Consider the following 16,707-nt stretch of genomic DNA (forward strand, 5'->3'; position numbering starts at 1 on the left):
TTCTATTTTATAATTTTATTTCTTTTTTACCGTCGTCTTTGCTGCGGAGCTCTTATTTCCTGCTGTATCTGTTGCTGTTACATAAACGGTCGTCCCCACTTTTAAGGCATTTTTCAGTTTAATCGAATACTTCCCTTTACTGTTAACATAGCCAGTTACAGTGGTCTTTCCTGCTTTAATCGTGATTTTCGTACCTTTTTCTGCATGACCGGTAACCAATTTATTTTTACTAATGATTTTATCAACTTGTGGTTTGGCCGGTGCTGTGTTATCTAAAGCAAATGATTTGGAATTAAAGGTTAACGTGTTACCTGCTTTGTCTTTTGCATAAATATGCAAATAATATTTTCCAGTCACCTTTGAAAGGGTTAGCTTTGAACCATTTTTAAATGATTTATATCCTGATTTCGGTGCAGCTGCACTCTTCGTCCAGGCATATCCATAGCTGCTGAGGTTCGAGTCTTTAACCGTTACCTTAGGCGATACCGATTTTGCCGGTTTCGTGCTGCCGTTTGGCGAAATCGTTAAGGTTGGCTTTGCACTATCCAGGTTGAAGGAATTTGATTTCCAGGTTGTTGAATTCCCTACTTTATCTTTGGCCTGGACATATAGGTACCATTTTCCGTTTTTACCTGGCTGTTTTAGAACGGACCCGTTCGTAAATGATTTATAACCTGAAGATGGAGCCTTTGTACTCTGTGACCAAACATATCCCAATGTGCCAAGATTGGCATCTGAAACCGTAACCTTTGTCTGAGCCTCTTTTACAGGTGTCGTGCTGCCGTTTGGTGATGCCGTTACTTTTGGTGCATCGTTGTCAACTTTAAAGGACACTTGCTTAGAAGCTGAACCTGCCGTTACCTTCACTGCATAGTTTCCAGTTGGGGTATTTGCAGGCAATGTCAGTGTTTCATTAAAGGATTGATCCATCGCTGTTAATGTATCAGTAAAGGAAGTGATTACTTTACCGGAGCTGTTAAGAACCTCATACTTCAAACTGCTTCCAACTAAGCCTTTTATTTTACCGGAAATGGTTACTTTGTTATATCCGGCTTTATTGGAATAAACAGATTTGCTCAATTGATTTAATGCCACAGATTCTGAAATATTTGCTGACAGCTTAACGGTGCCAACAGACTTATCTTCTGCTTGGTCCGTAACTTGGATTTTTAATCCCAATTTCGGTACATTGCGACCGGCGTAAATGAGGCCTGGATTGCTGTAATCCTTTGCATCATCAAAGAGATTGACAGCCGGCTGTGCATTTAAGGCAACATAATAAGGAGCCCCATATTGTGAAAGATCAATATAGGTAGGATCCGTATTACTTAAGGAAAAGGCTGCATCTTGAATTTGGAATAATGAGTAAGGGACTACTCCAAGATCTGCATTTGTAGCACTATCGTAAAAATCAGCTGTACTCTGATGGGCATCCACTACCCCAAGGAATCCTTCCCCAGGATGATCGCCTACCCAGTTATCAGTATATTTGTTATCTACATACCAAAGCAGTGCACCTGGATCATACGTTATACCATATGCATTCGTTAAATGTCTCAGCGCTTCATCTGCAGCCGCATAGTTACGCCACTCTAATAAATAATAGTTATCTGTTAATGTGATACCCTTATTTTTCGTAAAACCATAAAGCTCAAACAGCGATTGTGCTCCGTCTGCGTTATCGCTTAAAATCGTCTTGCCATTTGCAATTACCTGGATATCATCTGCATAAAGACCAGGCATCGCAACGTATGGGTCAGCAACATAAGCAAAAACTAAATAAAACTTTTGCCCTTTTAGTGCAGAAAGATCAAACACAGCATCTTTCCAGCCCTTTGAATCGCCTGTAATCCCATTTCCAAAATTACCACCGTATGGATTGCTAGTGGTTGTGATGTTCCCACTTAGCGGAGTAAAATTAACCCCATCTAATGATACTCCCACATAGGCATAGTCAAAGTCTTGTTCAATGTTATACCAGGTTTTAAATTTTAACTGTGCAGAAGTTTTTCCTGTTAAATCCACAGCGGTTATCATACCATTGAAAAGATTATTTCCACTTCCACTAAAGTACTCATACTTACCGCTTGCAGGTGTATTGACTTTTGTCGGCTTATCTGGTAATTGAATTTTGATTCCGTCCTGGTTTGTTCCCTTGACACTTGCCTCATCTAAAAGAACGTTCTTTTCACTCTTAAGATCGGTTAATTTATACTCGGTATTTTTAAACCAGTTTGACCCAGGCATGACTCCTTGCAAATATTCCTTATCATAGGGACTAAAGCCTGTCGGTTCTGTCCCTGGAATGGTTCCGGCCCAACTTCCGGAGGACATAATCGTCCAATATTCGGTTGGAGCACCAACACCATCCTTGGTATACGCCGTATCATATTCATCAGGCAAGCCCAAGTCATGACCGAACTCGTGCGCAAAGACACCAGAGGCTCCGTCTTCCGGTTCAATGGTATATGTGTATCCATAAAAATCTGAATTTGGAATCTTAACCGGTTGGCCTAAATCCCAGCTGTGGGACCAAATCGCATCATTACCAAGCGCCCCTCCGCCGGCTTCTTCACCAATACCGGAGTGAATGACCATTAAATGATCAATAATCCCATCCGGCTCCCGATAGTTTCCATCCCCATCCAGATCGTATTGATCTTCCTTATCATAATCAGCTAAATTAATAGCCGGGTCTTGAGCCGCTGCTGTTAAGGCTTCGAACACCAAAGCTTGCGGGTTTTTATCGTTGTCATATTGTGCTGGATCATTTCCCCCATAATAGGCTGCCGGATTCTTTGCGGTATACCATTTAGAAACCTGGCCATCAATCGTATAACTGCCGCCTGATTGCTGCTCATAATATTGTTTTACAGAGAGTAAGTTTTGACCATCAGGACCGCTATATCCATTATCACCAAAAATCATATCTTGATAGTGTTGCTGAGTATAGTCCTTATAGTATAAAAAGGAGCCGTCTTCCGGTTTAATGCTATTATGCGGATAGTCTGGATAGTCAATTAAGAGCACCAATACCTTATCTTTTCTTTCCGTCCCCGTCCATTTTTCTTCCTGAATTGGTCCTACCTTTTTGCCGGAAGACACTTTTGGATTTACTTTTTTGTCGACTATCAGCGCTCCTGCAGGTTTAAGTTTTAACTTTTTCTTTTCCTGTAGCTTTGCCCGGACTCTTTTGATTTCTTGCTGATTGGTTCCTTTAATTTCTGCCTTTTCAGCCCTTTTAGAAATATAATCATACATTTGTTTGTGCTGTTCCTCTAAGGAAGCTTTCTTGTCTACAATTCCCTGCTTAATTAATAGCTTAAGTACTTTGTCTTCATTTATGAGCCCCTCGTCAAATGGGCCTCCTGTATGTTGGTCAAGAAAAGGTAATTTGCCTGAATTACCGGTTGGCTGGCTAAATTCCATATTATGAGGATTCTGCAGCTGAACGTTTTTCCCCTTTACTTCCTTTGCAAATGTTGCCGGTGCAAAAGAACTAAACGCAAGCCCGGCTGAAAGTAAGGAAGAACCGAGCACCTTTTTCCACTTTACCATTTACCTATCCCCCCATTTTTTAAAATGAATAAAAATGCCTCTCCTTTTCTTATTCTTTTAAAATCTACAAATATAGGTCTTTAGCAGTAGATTTTAATTTAATCAAATAGAATTTTATCATCACAGCTCTGCGAATTTACGGATAATTTGTAAATTTTGGATATTATTTTTAGCTATAATACTTCCTTTTCCGCTATTTCTCCCACTAAAATGCTAAAAAAACACCCGGATGAAATTCTTCCGAGTGTTAAAGAAATGATTAATTTAGTAGTTTTTTAGATTCAGTTGTTGGATAAGCACTTTATTCATTCTTAATTTAATGACTCCATAAAAATAACCTCGGGATTTAGTCTTTAAACATTCAAATCCCTTTTTTGATAGAAAACATAGGTAACTGCCGTTAACAAGACTATTGCTGCGATAGACACACTCATATATATAGGGTCAAGTGATGCATCCGCCATTACCTTTTTAGCCTCAAAATATTTAAAGGGGGTCAAGTACTTTAATCCATCCAGCTTATGGTTTAGATCGATAAAAATCGATAAAAGATACAAGATTAAAAGAATAGCCGTTCCGATAGATGCAGCCCGTTTTGGTTTTTTGAGAACAGCGGCCATTGTCGAACCTAATAATAGAAAAATAAACTGCAGCATAAACATTCCTGCCATTAAGGTATAGATTACATCCAGCGGATCACCCGCTTTATTAAATTTGGATACCATCCCCACAGAAAGAACTAACGTGACAAAATTGAAAATAACTACATTCACAAGGGCAGCCAATAGCTTAAATGTGATAATCCTTCGACGCGAGATTGGTTTTACCATTAAAAATTCCGTTGTTTTGTCACGCTCCTCTTTTGCAATGATAGTGGCGCCAATCATTAACGCATGAATCGCAGCCATTAAAAGAAGGTACGCAAATAGCATCCCGTAAAACCCGATTGGGGTTGAAAAGTCTAACTCTCCGACGCCCATCATCGCCTGTAAGGATTTCGGCATACTCGCCATTAGTTCATTAATCGATTGACCTGATGATGAAGAATACCCCTCATATTTGCCCATCCCGGCTACAACCATGAATAGTATCCCAAAACACCAAATAATCAATGACTTCCGATTTGCCTTCATTTCTCGAAAAAATAAATTCATGACCACACCCCCTTATACCGCATGAATGTCTTTTTTAGAATAAATCACATAACTAGCGGCAACCGCTGCAAAAATAAAGACCATTTCAATGAAAATAAAGGAAACTTCATAGCTTGAATGTTTGATAATATAAGTTGTTTCATAATACTTAAATGGGGTGAGGTAGCGAATCGCATTTTCTCCAATCACTGAACCTAACATATTTAAGATATAAAAGCCAAATACGGTACCAAGTGAAATCGGCAAAACAGATTTAATTTTTGGGATTACAGCAGAAATAAGGATTCCCAGTGCGACAAACATCAATTCTATTAAAAATGCGGTTAGTGAAATCAGCAAAAAGGTCGTGATATCAAATGAATCCTCACTAACGGCTGATGCCGTAATGACTGCTATGGCAATGTAAATAACATTCGTAATGATCAAGGAGGCTACTACTGCCAATAGTTTAGCTGTGACAATTTGCTTCCTTGTAACAGGCTTTGTGAGCAGGAAATCAGCTGTTTTTTCCCGAACCTCTTTTGACAATATCGAGGTTCCTAGATTCATAGCCTGAATGGAACTACACAAAAGCACATAGGTAAAACCGTAGGAATAGAAGCCTAATAAGGATGTGATGCTATCAAGAGAAACACCTAGTGCCCTCCGCACAGCCTCGGGATAGTTCTCCAGCAGCTTTTTAAACTGATCCGCATCCTGTGTTAAGCCAGGGAACATTGATAGGAAGAAAACAATCAACGCTGCTAAAGAAAGTGTCCAGATTACCGTCGATTTCCGATATGCCTTTAGTTCATGGAGAAAGATATTCATCGTTTTAACTCTCCTTTTCATAATAGTGCATAAAGATTTCCTCAAGATCTGGTTCGTCAATCCAAAGGTTCTCAAGCTCAAACTCCGAAAGCTTTTTCAAAATTAAGTTGATATTGCCGCTGTATAGGAAGCTAGTGATATTGTCTTTCACCTCAAAATTCGTGACCCCATCGATTGTTAGATTCGTAAGTGGGGCCTTGGTTTCTAACTTGAACTTCTTATGATTGTTTTCACGTAAGGTGCTGATTTTTTCCACCTTTACAAGCCGGCCCTCTTTAATAATCGCAACGCGGTCGCACATTTTTTGCACTTCACTCAAGATATGGGAGGAAAACAAAATCGTCTTGCCCTTTTTATTTTCCTCTTTTAATAAATCAAAGAATTTTTGCTGCATTAACGGGTCAAGCCCGCTTGTCGGCTCGTCGAGGATGATAAGCTTTGGATCATGAAGGAGCCCTTGGACAATCCCGACTTTCTTTTTGTTCCCAAATGAGAGGTCATCGATTTTTTTATTAAGGTCAAGGTCCATGATTTCAGCTAATTCTTTCATCCGTTTACTGCAATCCTTTTTATAAAAACTTGCCGAATACTTCAGGAGGTCTTTGACTTTCATGTTGTCGTAATAAAAGACCTCTGATGGCAAATAACCGATTTCTTTTTTGATTTCCGGAGCACACTTCACGCTGTCCTTGCCAAAGATCGTGGCATTGCCGCTTGTTGGGTAGATAAGTGAAAGAAGTGTGCGGATGGTTGTTGACTTTCCGGCTCCATTCGGCCCAATAAAACCGAATACTTCTCCTTCCTCGACATGAAAGCTGATATCTGTAATGCCTCGCGAATTGCCATAGGTCTTTGTTAGGTTATTCAGTTCAATCACATTCATCGCGTGAACCTCCTTATTTGTAAAAAGCTTTCATTAAGATCTCAAAATACTCTTCGATTTCCACCTGAATTCTTTCGAAATCAATTTGGTGAGAGGGGGACAGCTTTACCTTATTCATTTCCTCTTCACCCAGTTTTTCAAAAGTAGAAGTAATAATTTTTAAGACCTTTTGGATGTCCATATCTGATCGGAATTTTGAAAAATCAATACCCTCATAGATTTTGCCAAAATTGATGTTATTTAGTTCCTTTACCTTTTTTTCAATCTCAATTTTGATTTCAGATGATTCATCCAGATAAGCCTCTTCAATAAATTTAAATAGGTTTGGATATTGGTTTAATAATTCCGTCTTAATTAAGATTGCTCCGCGAATTCTGCTAAAAAAGTCCGTTTCCTGTAAATTGATTTTTTTGTAAAATTCATCAGCAATGATTTTGTAGCAGTGATCAAATAAAAATAAAAACATTTGCTTCTTATTTCCAAAATAATGAAACAGCAAGCCCTTTGATATCCCCGCATCTTTTACGATTTCATTTGTTGAGGCGTTATCATATCCCTTCTGGGCGAATTCCTTTATGGCTGCATTGATTATTCGGTCTTGTTTTTCTTGATCTAGGTTGAGAAATTTAGAAAACATTGTGGCTGCCCTCTTTCTTATTGCGTTGACCATATCAGTCAATGACATTGTAACCCCGTTGACCAACTTGGTCAATAGTGGTCAACGGATATTTTTTACAAATTTTAGAACTTTTCTTTGTAAGCTTAGTATGGGTTTGAGGGTTATGCTAAGATACTTACGAGGCTGAATATATGGAGGTGAAAAGATATATTTATATTAAAAGAAAGAGACCCATCTCTTACTCTTGCAGGTGTCATTTCTGCTCAAAATCGGTTAGCTGCGAACCATCCATTTCTGCCTGTTTTATCTAGTAAGCAGGCATCAGTGGAGGCAGGAATTGGCGGAGAAGAAAAGGTAGCTGAAATTTTTAGAAAACACTCGTTTCCATTTGACCACCACATTTTCCACGATTTATCCCCCAGCTCAGATGAGAAATTCCAAATGGATACCTATTTTATGACTCCTTCTTACGGGTTAGTCTTTGAAACGAAGAATATTGGCGGAAGTTTGGAGTTTAGGGAAAATCCGCCACAATTAATCCGCACAAGAGAGAATGGCCAAAAGGATGGGTTTGAAAGCCCTGTCGTTCAGCTGGAACGAAATCGTGAATTATTGACTGCCTGGTTTAGGTCGCGTGGTTTTTCTATTCCGATTTACGGTGCAGTGGTCCTTGCTTATCCTAAACAAATTGTGTTGGTTCCGCCATCGAAGGCTAAGATCTTATTCCCCAGTTCGATTCCCGCCTTTATTAACAGCATCCCGCAACAAGCGAAGGAATTGGATCATGGTACGTTTGATTGGCTCTCTTCTCAACTTTTAGAAAGTCATTGCCGCTATATTCCTAAACCAATCTGTGAGACATATCAAATTCCATTTAGCGATATTCGTCCAGGAGTAATTTGTAAGGTGTGCGATAGAATTGGAATGGTGAAACACCGACGGACCTGGTGGTGTCCGTATTGTCAGGCCACTGATCATTTGGCCCATGTGAGGAACTTACAGGAATGGTTTCTACTTTTTAAAAGAACCATTACGAATCGAGAATGCAGGGAGTTCTTGCAGATTGACAATATCCATACTGCTACCCGAATTTTGCAAAGCTCCAATATGGATATTGAAGGAACATTTAAAAATAGGTCATATATTATGGATTTGAGCAAAGTCAGGTAAGGGTATCCTCCACTTTTGAGAGTATTCTTAGCTTATCCGAGAGTATTTTACACTCATCCACGAGTATTCACTGTCCATCCGAGAGTAGCTTCCACTTTTGAGAGTATATTTGGCTTATCCGAGAGTATCACACGTTTATCCACGAGTATTCTTAGCCCATCCTAGAGTATCTCACGCTCATCCACGAGTATTACCAGTCCATCCGAGAGTAGCACATCGACTAATTTAAAAAAGTGTATCCTCCTCACGAAAGTGCTATTATAAACATGTACTAAAACAGTAAGGGAGTGCAAACAAACATGAAAAATGAAATCATTGAAAGATTTACTTCCTATGTAAAAATTGATACCCAGTCTGATGAGAGCAGCAGCACTTGTCCATCAACACCAGGGCAGTGGACCTTGCTCCACATGCTTGAAGAAGAATTAAAGTCAATTGGCATGCAAGAAGTCAGCATCGATGAAAACGGCTATCTAATGGCAACGCTTCCATCCAACACCGAAAAAGACGTACCAACGATCGGGTTCCTTGCCCACGTCGACACTGCGACAGACTTCACAGGCAAAAACGTCAACCCGCAAATCCATGAAAACTATGATGGCGGCGACATCACATTAAATGAGGCCCTAAAAGTTGTCCTATCACCAAAAGACTTTCCAAGCCTTCCAGAATACAAAGGCCATACATTAATCTCCACCGACGGTACAACCCTGCTTGGCGCCGACAACAAAGCCGGCGTGGCAGAAATCATGACCGCAATGGCATACTTAATCAAACATCCGGAAATCAAACACGGTAAGGTCCGCGTTGCGTTCACCCCGGATGAAGAAATCGGCAGAGGGCCGCATAAATTTGACGTTGCCCTATTTGACGCTACATATGCTTACACCGTCGACGGCGGTCCGCTAGGGGAGTTAGAATACGAAAGCTTTAACGCAGCCGCAGCGAAGATTACCATTAAAGGAACCAATATTCACCCGGGCTCGGCAAAAGGCAAAATGGTCAATTCCGCCAAAATCGCGATGGAGTTACATAGCAAACTTCCTGAAAAAGAGGCACCTGAGTACACAGAAGGGTACGAAGGCTTCTATCATCTCATTTCAATCAATGGGGATGTTGAACAAACAAAGCTATACTACATCATTCGCGACCATGACCGAGAAAAATTCAACAATCGGAAAGCAACCATTACAAACCTAATCAATGAGTTTAAAGCAAAATACGGCGAGGACAATGTTCTTCTTGAACTGAATGACCAATACTACAACATGGGAGAAAAAATTGAGCCGGTTAAGCAAATCGTTGATATTGCCCAGGAAGTAATGGAATCACTGGACATCAAACCGCTCATTAAACCAATCCGCGGCGGCACCGATGGCTCGCAGTTGTCCTATATGGGGCTGCCAACACCAAATATCTTTACCGGCGGTGAAAACTTCCACGGGAAATATGAATTTATTTCCGTCGATAACATGGAAAAATCGGTAAATGTAATCGTTGGAATTGCGCAAAGCTTTGAGAAAAAGGCTTAATAAATAGAAAAAAAGCTAACCAACAGGGTTAGCTTTTTTCATTTCAACAGTGCCCCGATACAATCCCTTAAAGTAGCCAACGTCTCCTCGAACTGCTCCTCCAACTGCTCTCTCGGCCATTTTTTCTGCCCCGAATCCAAGTCACTTCGAATTAATAACAACATCCAAATCGAGAACGCAGCGGAGAATAGGTAGTATTCCCTTATAAAAGCATCGTCCGCTATTCCCGCATGCTCACAATAGGTTTTCAAAGCCAACTCCCGAAACGGATGAGGTACCTGCTTCGGAAAAATAGGATGAGCTAGATCAAGCAGATGATACAAATCCCAATAGGGTGCATTCAGGTGGGTATGCTCCCAATCCAGCACCACCACTTTCTCACCCGCCCTTGCAATATTGCCAATATGGAGATCTCCGTGTGATAACACGAGCCTTTTTGAAAAATTAACCCTATCAAGCAGAGGAAAAATCTCACCCATCCCCAAGCCCTGAACCAAAACCTTTTTCTCAGTAAGTTCTAAAACAATGTCCTCCATTTTCGGTTTAAGCCCCATCACAGGAAGTCCCACCATTCCTTCAACAGATAGGGAGTGCCATCCCCCCATCAGCCTAACCACTTCTAAAACTGTTTCCTCCCGAAAATCATGACGAAGTGATCCAAGATCCTCAAAAATCATCCAATTCTCATCGAGCTCCGGAGCAACCGAATGAGCCAGCAGTTTAGGATAGATCTCCGGAAAAGAGGGGAGGACATACTTATACACCCAAACCTCTTTCCCTAACTGCTCGTTATTGGTTAATGGCTTAAAAATGAAACTTTCAGTCGGAGACAGATAAAAGCGCTCAACAAATTTGCCATTCATTCCTTGGTAAAGCTTCTCACTCTTATAGATTTTTTCACTGTTTAACGTCCCATTCGAAAGGACTAGTCTTTTAAGGCGATCCATAGTTCCTCCAACTCACTTTTAGTACATTTTATTCAGGCAAATGCAATTCATTAAAAAAAGCCCAACAAATTTGTTGGACTTTCCATTTTAAAAAAGAGCCACTGATTTTCTCAAAGCTTCAAGCTCTTGGCGCAGTTTTCGGTTTTCCCTTTGAACAGCTTCAATCTCTGTTTCGTCCTTTGAAACGACAGGGAATAAAAGATTGATTTCATACCAGGTCTTGCCATCTACAGATTCCATTGGCTGACACTGCTTAACATTCGCTTTGGGATATCTTTTTTTTACTAATGAAACTTCATCCTGTGAAAGCCTTAATTCACGGAAATTGACTCCATCCGCAAAAGACCTCGATAAAAACTCTTCAAACTTCTCCATTTCTTTAAAAATCATCCTTTTCTCACCCTCCATTTTGACTATTCAAATGGCTAATCACGACATCACTTTCGGCATCGTATTAACGTAGAAAAGGAAGGATCAGTGCTATTTTTCTGATTTTTGACATTACTTTTTTTTATTTAACCTCATATTATATTTATTACGTTCTTTTTTAGATATGCAAATTAAAAAAATTGCCCCCAATAGGGGCAATCTCATTATAATATCTTGTTTAAAAATCGCTGGGTCCGCTCATGCTTTGGATTTGAAAAAATTTCATTTGGAGACCCTTCTTCAATGATATTCCCATCTGCCAACATGATAATCCGGCTTGCCACTTCGCGTGCAAATCCCATTTCATGGGTGACAATCACCATCGTCATGCCTTCTTCAGCTAATTCCTTCATTACCTGAAGGACTTCACCAACCAGCTCCGGGTCAAGTGCAGAGGTTGGTTCATCAAAAAGCATCACCTTTGGTTCCATCGCCAATGCCCTGGCAATTGCAACACGCTGCTTTTGCCCGCCTGACAGCTGATCCGGATAAAAATTAGCCTTATCGGATAATCCAACCTTTTTCAAAAGATTCAATGCCTTAGAAGTTGCCTGGGCCTTCGTTTCTTTTTTCACATAGATTGGCGCCTCGATGATATTTTCAAGCACGGTTTTATGAGGAAACAGGTTAAAATGTTGAAAAACCATTCCGACTTTTTCCCTTATTTTATTGAGATTGGATTTCCCATGGTCAACCTTTTCCGAATCAATGATAATCTCGCCATTATTCGCGGTCTCCAAGAAATTCATACAACGAAGCAGTGTACTTTTTCCAGAACCACTAGCACCAATCAGCACGACAACCTCTTTTTCTTGAACCTGCAAATTAATATTTTTTAAGACTTCTAGTTCACCGAAGGACTTGGATAAATGTTTAATTTCAATCACGCTACTGCTGCCTCCTTCGGTTTACTGACATCTAGCTTCCTCTCAACCCGGTTTGCTAACCATGTAAAGATTAGCACAATGATTAAATAATAAAAACCGACAACGAAATAAGTTTCAAACGGCATATAGTTTTCACCTTGTACCGTCAGTGCCGTATTGAATAGGTCTGTAACAGAAATATAGGCGACCAATGATGAATCCTTTAAGCTGATAATAAACTGATTGGCGAGTGGAGGAATCGAACGCTTGAAGGCTTGTGGGAAAATAATTCTCCTCATTGCAAGCGGCAACGGCATCCCTAACGACCTCGCCGCTTCCATTTGACCGCGGTCAATGGACTGCACCGCTCCCCTGAAAATTTCAGCAATATAAGCACCGGTATGAATACTCAATGCCAACGCGCCTGCGGTAAAGCTGTCCAGCGTGACCATATTGGCAATTCCATAGTATAAAAACATGATTTGAACAATTAACGGTGTACCACGGATAAGGCCAATATAGATGTCTGCCACGCGGTTTAACAGTTTTATAGAGGAAATTTTAAATCCGGCAAAAATCACTCCAATAATCATGGCAAACACTAAAGAAATAACCGTAATCGAGATGGTCATCCAGGTGGCCTTCAAGAAGGCCATACCATTTTCACTTAAGATCCCCGTCACATTGTGTAAAAATGTCAATGTTACAGCCTCCCTAAAAAGCTTTTTTATTTTTCTAAAAGATTTTCATTGAACCATTTCTTACTGATCTTTTCATAGGTGCCATCCTTTTGCATGTCAGCAATGGCTTTGTTGATTTTATCTGTGAGCGCCTTGTTTCCTTCCGTTACCGCTACACTAACACGGTCCTCATTTAACAGGTCACCAACCGCTTTAATTTTTAAATGCTTTTCATTTTTGGCATTCAAACCAACAATTTTATCCGTGATCACTGCATCAATACGGCCTAACGCTAAGTCTTGAAGGGCGTAAACATCACTTGGATAGCCCTTTACCTTATCGGATAATTTAACCGCCATATCCTTCCATGTGCTGGATTGGATCACTCCGATGGTTTTCCCTTTTAAATCGTCTTTTGATTGAATAGCATTATTGCTGTCTGCAACAAAAACTTGCGCGCCTGATAAATAGTATGGGTTTGTAAAATCAACCTGCTTGTCCCGCTCAGGTGTTGCGGTCATGCTTCCGATAATGGCGTCATACTTGTTTGCTTTTAATCCTTGAATAATTGTTTCCCATGGGTTCGTTACAGGGTTTGCCTTTAAACCGATTCTTTTTGCAATTTCGTTCCCAATTTCCACATCAAATCCAGACAATTTCCCATCCTTTTTAAAGTTTAATGGCGGATATAAACCGCTCATCGCAAAGGTTAACGAGCCATCCTTTACTAGTTTTAAGTCAGAACCTTTTGCTGTAGCCGTTTCGTTATTTTGCTTCGTTCCGCATGCTGATAAAACAAATACAAGCGCAACTGTTAGCAGAATCATTATTCTTTTCACAATATTCCCTCCTTTAAATTAAAAAAGGCACCGCCATATTCTTATGACGGTGCCTGGCACACCCTCATCTTTAAGCTTTGAAAAAGATAGTTCTCCACAATTCACTAAATTGTGACAGTTCTGCCCCTGTTTGAGTGCAGACCCAGCCTCCTGAAACTAGTGATTTCAGTGACTTCGGCGATTATTCCTTTTTCCTATTTTCATAGATTTCACTAAATCTCCAATAGGATACTCTTAAAAATCGCGACCTCTACCCCATCTCAAAACTTGAAAAGATGAGGATTTATTATTTTATTTTTCAAATAACAGTTTTTAGTATAGCGAAATAATATGATAAAATCAATAATAAATATTCAAAAAATATTATATTAATAAACTACTTGACGCCAAAAATCTTTAGGTATACATTTTTGTAAAAACATTTTATTCAAAAAGGGGAATGTACCATGCTTGAAAGCCGGGAAGCGGTTCTTGCTTTAACCACTCAGCTCGTGAATGTAGAAAGTATCGTTAATACAGCTGGCGAGAAGGCAATTGCCAATTCATTATATAAAATTATCGCAGATCTTCCTTATTTCTCCAAAAACACATCCTACTTGACATTAGAGAAGACAATTAATGATATTCATGAACGCTACAATGTGCTGGCCTTTGTGAAGGGAACAAAAGGTACAAGCAATCGAACGGTTATTTTAATGGGTCATATTGATACGGTAGGAATCGATGATTTTAATCAATTAAAGGAGCGCGCGTGTTTTCCTGATGAGTTAATGGAAGCACTAAGGCAGGAAGAGCTCCCTGTTTCTGCAAAAGAACATTTGGAATCCGGGGACTGGCTGTTTGGACGTGGCGTCCTTGATATGAAGAGCGGTGTCGCCAGCCATCTTTATCTTTTACAATACTATTCAGAGCATCCTGAGGAATTGGACGGAAATCTTGTCTTTTTAGCAGAATGTGATGAGGAGGACAGCTCCCACGGTATTTTATCTGCCTTAAAAGTATTAAAAAATTGGAAGGAGGAACATGACTTTGATTATGTTGCGGCCATTAATTCCGATTTCGTATCGCCCCGCTATGCTGGTGATATAAACCGCTATATTTATAAAGGCACGGTTGGGAAGCTCCTGCCATCGTTTTTTATCACAGGCGCTGAAACCCATGTCGGCTCCTGCTTTGAGGGCTTAGACCCGAACTTTATTGCGGCAGAACTAACCAAACAGATTAATTATAACCCTGAGCTTTGTAACGAGGCATTTGGGGAGACGACGGTACCGCCTGTTTCCTTAAAGCAAACCGACCTTAAACCATCCTATACCGTACAGACCGCCCTATCTGCATATGTTTACTACAACTTTTTTATCCACTCATGGTCTCCAAAGGATGTGCTGGAAAAGTTAAAGGAGCAGGCACTAATTGCCTTTGAAAGGGCACTTGCATCTTTTGATGAACGCTATAAACGTTACAGTGCGGCGAGTGGCGAGCCTTATGTAGAACTGCCATGGGCACCTCGAGTGTTTACATACGAGGAAATGGAACAAATGCTTATAGCGGAACATGGGGATGCGTTCGTTCGTCATATGAATGAATTTAAAGAGACATTGTTGCAAAATCAAGAACTTGATACGCGGATGTTTGCGGCAAGAGTAGTGGAGGAAGCCTGGAAATGGATGAAGGATAAAAATCCTGCCATCATTCTGTTTTACTCTTCACTGTATTCCCCGAGAATCGAATTAACAGGGAAAACAAGCCGTGAGCAGGCCTTGATTGACGCCTTGGATGAAGCAGTGCAGGCGGTACAGCCTATCTATCAGCACCCAATTGTGACAAGGAACTTCTTCCCGTATATTTCAGATATGAGTTTTGTTGCTTTAAGTGATGATCAAGAGGGAATTAATGCCGTTTCGAAAAATAATCCCGGTTGGGGAACCAAGCACTATGTAGAATATCAGGATATCCGTGAGTTAAATGTTCCTGTTATCAATATTGGTCCTTATGGGGTGGATGCCCATAAAAAACTGGAACGAATGGAAATGACCTACTCCCTAGAAGTCGTACCAAACTTAACCAACCTCGTTATCAGCAGGCTCTTGGCATAAATAAGAAAACACCTAGCCCATCATCCTGTGGCTAGGTGTTTTTATATCGATTATCCCTGTGTAACCAATGCCTTTTTCAATGCTTCCACTTCTTGCTTTAACCGTTCATTTTCCTTTTGAATGTCTTCAAACTTCGATTCAGCATCGTAAGTGGGCAATATATTGACTTCATACCAGGCTTTATTATCCTCGGATTCCAAAGCAGTGCTCTTCAAAACACTGGCGTTTGGATACCTTCTTAGTAAGTAATCTACTTCCTCGTCAGATAATCGCAGCTCGCGAAAACTTACCCCGTCCGAGAACGACTCTGCTAAAAACGTTTCTAATTTTTCCATTTCAGTTGGTGCCATGAAAATCCCACCTTCCGCTCCGTAGCATGCAAATCTATTAAGAATACACAGCTGCACTATTTTGTTTTTTCGAGGTACCGCCTGAAAGGGTAATGGACTGTTCAACGAGAACCTCCAATGCATCTACACAGTACTGCGCTGCCTCATCACCAATCCTTACACAAGATAGCTCCGTACAGGCAAGAACGACACAGTTACATCCTTCATCAAAAATAAGCTGATGGATCATCTCTTCGAGCTCCAGCGGGTCAATCATTTTGTCCGCCTTTATGCTGTAAATAATGTCCATCGTCTGTTTTTGGACGGCTTCACTCGGAACATACATCTGCATCTTGTATTTGCTGGATTCTTTTTCGTAAATACCGCTGCTGATCGTTCCTTTTGTTGCTAACAGACCCACCTTAGCGTTTTCACCGTATTTTTGATAAATCGCCTTTAGCGTTTCATCAACCATATGAATAATCGGAATCTCTGTCATGGCCTGCATTTGATCGTAAAAATAATGGGAAGTATTACAAGGAATCGCGATATGAGAAACACCGGCAAACTCCAATAGTTTGAAGTCCTTTTTCACTGCATCTAAAAATAAATCATCCCGGCCATTTAAAATGGCTTCGGTACGGTCCGGTAAGGTGGCGTGATTCAGGATCATGATATCGATATGGTCTTGATCCCGATCAGCGACTGTATTTTCAACCACCTTATCGAAAAATACAGAGGTAGCCTTGGGACCCATTCCACCGATTACACCTAAACTTTTCATTCAACCACCTT

Annotated in this window: 15 protein-coding genes and 1 riboswitch; of the genes, 3 read left to right on the plus strand and 12 right to left on the minus strand. The window is 40.4% G+C overall.

What is annotated here, in order from left to right; translation table 11 throughout:
• Positions 1–15: 15 nt before the first annotated feature.
• The 5 genes from ACFQZ9_RS13570 to ACFQZ9_RS13590 all read right to left on the minus strand — a co-directional run bounded on the left by ACFQZ9_RS13570 (position 16) and on the right by ACFQZ9_RS13590 (position 7,042).
• The gene (locus ACFQZ9_RS13570) at positions 16–3,558 is read right to left on the minus strand and encodes an immune inhibitor A domain-containing protein (protein WP_498944197.1); all 3,543 of its coding nucleotides are present in this window, start codon (positions 3,556–3,558) and stop codon (positions 16–18) included.
• Between the two features lie 353 nt (positions 3,559–3,911).
• Positions 3,912–4,712 carry an ABC transporter permease subunit gene (locus ACFQZ9_RS13575; protein WP_498944198.1) on the minus strand — a complete coding sequence of 267 codons (801 nt, stop codon included), beginning with the start codon at positions 4,710–4,712 and terminating at the stop codon, positions 3,912–3,914.
• Positions 4,713–4,724: 12 nt separating this feature from the next.
• Positions 4,725–5,522: an ABC-2 transporter permease gene (locus ACFQZ9_RS13580; protein ID WP_498944199.1), complete on the minus strand. Its 798-nt coding sequence runs from the start codon at positions 5,520–5,522 to the stop codon at positions 4,725–4,727.
• A gap of 4 nt (positions 5,523–5,526) precedes the next feature.
• Positions 5,527–6,405, minus strand: a complete 879-nt coding sequence (locus ACFQZ9_RS13585) for an ABC transporter ATP-binding protein (RefSeq protein ID WP_498944200.1) — start codon at positions 6,403–6,405, stop codon at positions 5,527–5,529.
• A gap of 13 nt (positions 6,406–6,418) precedes the next feature.
• Entirely contained in the window at positions 6,419–7,042 is a 624-nt protein-coding gene (locus ACFQZ9_RS13590; protein ID WP_498944201.1) for a TetR/AcrR family transcriptional regulator, read from the minus strand.
• 306 nt (positions 7,043–7,348) lie between these two features.
• On the opposite strand from ACFQZ9_RS13590, the gene ACFQZ9_RS13595 reads away from it, so the two are divergent.
• Complete coding sequence (locus ACFQZ9_RS13595) at positions 7,349–8,194, plus strand: nuclease-related domain-containing protein (protein ID WP_498944203.1); 846 nt, start codon at positions 7,349–7,351, stop codon at positions 8,192–8,194.
• 299 nt (positions 8,195–8,493) lie between these two features.
• On the plus strand, positions 8,494–9,726 hold the full coding sequence (gene pepT, locus ACFQZ9_RS13600; protein WP_498944204.1) for a peptidase T: 1,233 nt from the start codon (positions 8,494–8,496) through the stop codon (positions 9,724–9,726).
• Between the two features lie 38 nt (positions 9,727–9,764).
• Here pepT and ACFQZ9_RS13605 read toward each other — a convergent pair whose 3' ends face one another.
• The 5 genes from ACFQZ9_RS13605 to ACFQZ9_RS13625 all read right to left on the minus strand — a co-directional run bounded on the left by ACFQZ9_RS13605 (position 9,765) and on the right by ACFQZ9_RS13625 (position 13,475).
• The gene (locus ACFQZ9_RS13605; RefSeq protein WP_498944205.1) at positions 9,765–10,673 is read right to left on the minus strand and encodes a phosphotransferase; all 909 of its coding nucleotides are present in this window, start codon (positions 10,671–10,673) and stop codon (positions 9,765–9,767) included.
• Positions 10,674–10,760: 87 nt separating this feature from the next.
• On the minus strand, positions 10,761–11,063 hold the full coding sequence (locus ACFQZ9_RS13610) for a hypothetical protein (RefSeq protein WP_498944206.1): 303 nt from the start codon (positions 11,061–11,063) through the stop codon (positions 10,761–10,763).
• A 203-nt stretch (positions 11,064–11,266) separates the two neighbouring features.
• A complete protein-coding gene (locus ACFQZ9_RS13615; RefSeq protein ID WP_198310965.1) occupies positions 11,267–11,989 on the minus strand; it encodes an amino acid ABC transporter ATP-binding protein in 723 nt (240 codons plus the stop codon).
• The gene (locus ACFQZ9_RS13620; RefSeq protein ID WP_498944276.1) at positions 11,986–12,624 is read right to left on the minus strand and encodes an amino acid ABC transporter permease; all 639 of its coding nucleotides are present in this window, start codon (positions 12,622–12,624) and stop codon (positions 11,986–11,988) included. Before ACFQZ9_RS13620 ends, ACFQZ9_RS13615 begins: the two co-directional genes overlap by 4 nt.
• A gap of 71 nt (positions 12,625–12,695) precedes the next feature.
• A complete protein-coding gene (locus ACFQZ9_RS13625) occupies positions 12,696–13,475 on the minus strand; it encodes an ABC transporter substrate-binding protein (protein WP_498944277.1) in 780 nt (259 codons plus the stop codon).
• A 91-nt stretch (positions 13,476–13,566) separates the two neighbouring features.
• Positions 13,567–13,748: riboswitch (Lysine riboswitch) on the minus strand.
• Positions 13,749–13,933: 185 nt separating this feature from the next.
• Here ACFQZ9_RS13625 and ACFQZ9_RS13630 point away from each other — a divergent pair.
• Positions 13,934–15,583, plus strand: a complete 1,650-nt coding sequence (locus tag ACFQZ9_RS13630; RefSeq protein WP_498944207.1) for a M20/M25/M40 family metallo-hydrolase — start codon at positions 13,934–13,936, stop codon at positions 15,581–15,583.
• 50 nt (positions 15,584–15,633) lie between these two features.
• Here the strand turns inward: ACFQZ9_RS13630 and ACFQZ9_RS13635 are convergent, their stop codons facing one another.
• Together ACFQZ9_RS13635 and cuyB are read right to left on the minus strand one after the other, a co-directional pair.
• Positions 15,634–15,933: a hypothetical protein gene (locus ACFQZ9_RS13635; RefSeq protein WP_498944208.1), complete on the minus strand. Its 300-nt coding sequence runs from the start codon at positions 15,931–15,933 to the stop codon at positions 15,634–15,636.
• Positions 15,934–15,970: 37 nt separating this feature from the next.
• On the minus strand, positions 15,971–16,696 hold the full coding sequence (gene cuyB / locus ACFQZ9_RS13640) for a cysteate racemase (RefSeq protein WP_498944209.1): 726 nt from the start codon (positions 16,694–16,696) through the stop codon (positions 15,971–15,973).
• Positions 16,697–16,707: the final 11 nt, after the last annotated feature.

Origin of the sequence: Neobacillus sp. GCM10027624 (genome assembly GCF_042675345.1) — a bacterium.
Classification (GTDB): Bacteria; Bacillota; Bacilli; order Bacillales; family Cytobacillaceae; genus Neobacillus; species Neobacillus cucumis_D.

Bases quoted from the DNA above. Each gene is read 5' to 3' on its own strand.
- ACFQZ9_RS13570 (WP_498944197.1), bottom strand. From the start codon at position 3,558: ATGGTAAAGTGGAAAAAGGTGCTCGGTTCTTCCTTACTTTCAGCCGGG.
- ACFQZ9_RS13575 (WP_498944198.1), bottom strand. From the start codon at position 4,712: ATGAATTTATTTTTTCGAGAAATGAAGGCAAATCGGAAGTCATTGATT.
- ACFQZ9_RS13580 (WP_498944199.1), bottom strand. From the start codon at position 5,522: ATGAATATCTTTCTCCATGAACTAAAGGCATATCGGAAATCGACGGTA.
- ACFQZ9_RS13585 (WP_498944200.1), bottom strand. From the start codon at position 6,405: ATGAATGTGATTGAACTGAATAACCTAACAAAGACCTATGGCAATTCG.
- ACFQZ9_RS13590 (WP_498944201.1), bottom strand. From the start codon at position 7,042: ATGTTTTCTAAATTTCTCAACCTAGATCAAGAAAAACAAGACCGAATA.
- pepT (WP_498944204.1), top strand. From the start codon at position 8,494: ATGAAAAATGAAATCATTGAAAGATTTACTTCCTATGTAAAAATTGAT.
- ACFQZ9_RS13605 (WP_498944205.1), bottom strand. From the start codon at position 10,673: ATGGATCGCCTTAAAAGACTAGTCCTTTCGAATGGGACGTTAAACAGT.
- ACFQZ9_RS13610 (WP_498944206.1), bottom strand. From the start codon at position 11,063: ATGATTTTTAAAGAAATGGAGAAGTTTGAAGAGTTTTTATCGAGGTCT.
- ACFQZ9_RS13620 (WP_498944276.1), bottom strand. From the start codon at position 12,624: ATGGCCTTCTTGAAGGCCACCTGGATGACCATCTCGATTACGGTTATT.
- ACFQZ9_RS13625 (WP_498944277.1), bottom strand. From the start codon at position 13,475: ATGATTCTGCTAACAGTTGCGCTTGTATTTGTTTTATCAGCATGCGGA.
- ACFQZ9_RS13630 (WP_498944207.1), top strand. From the start codon at position 13,934: ATGCTTGAAAGCCGGGAAGCGGTTCTTGCTTTAACCACTCAGCTCGTG.
- ACFQZ9_RS13635 (WP_498944208.1), bottom strand. From the start codon at position 15,933: ATGGCACCAACTGAAATGGAAAAATTAGAAACGTTTTTAGCAGAGTCG.
- cuyB (WP_498944209.1), bottom strand. From the start codon at position 16,696: ATGAAAAGTTTAGGTGTAATCGGTGGAATGGGTCCCAAGGCTACCTCT.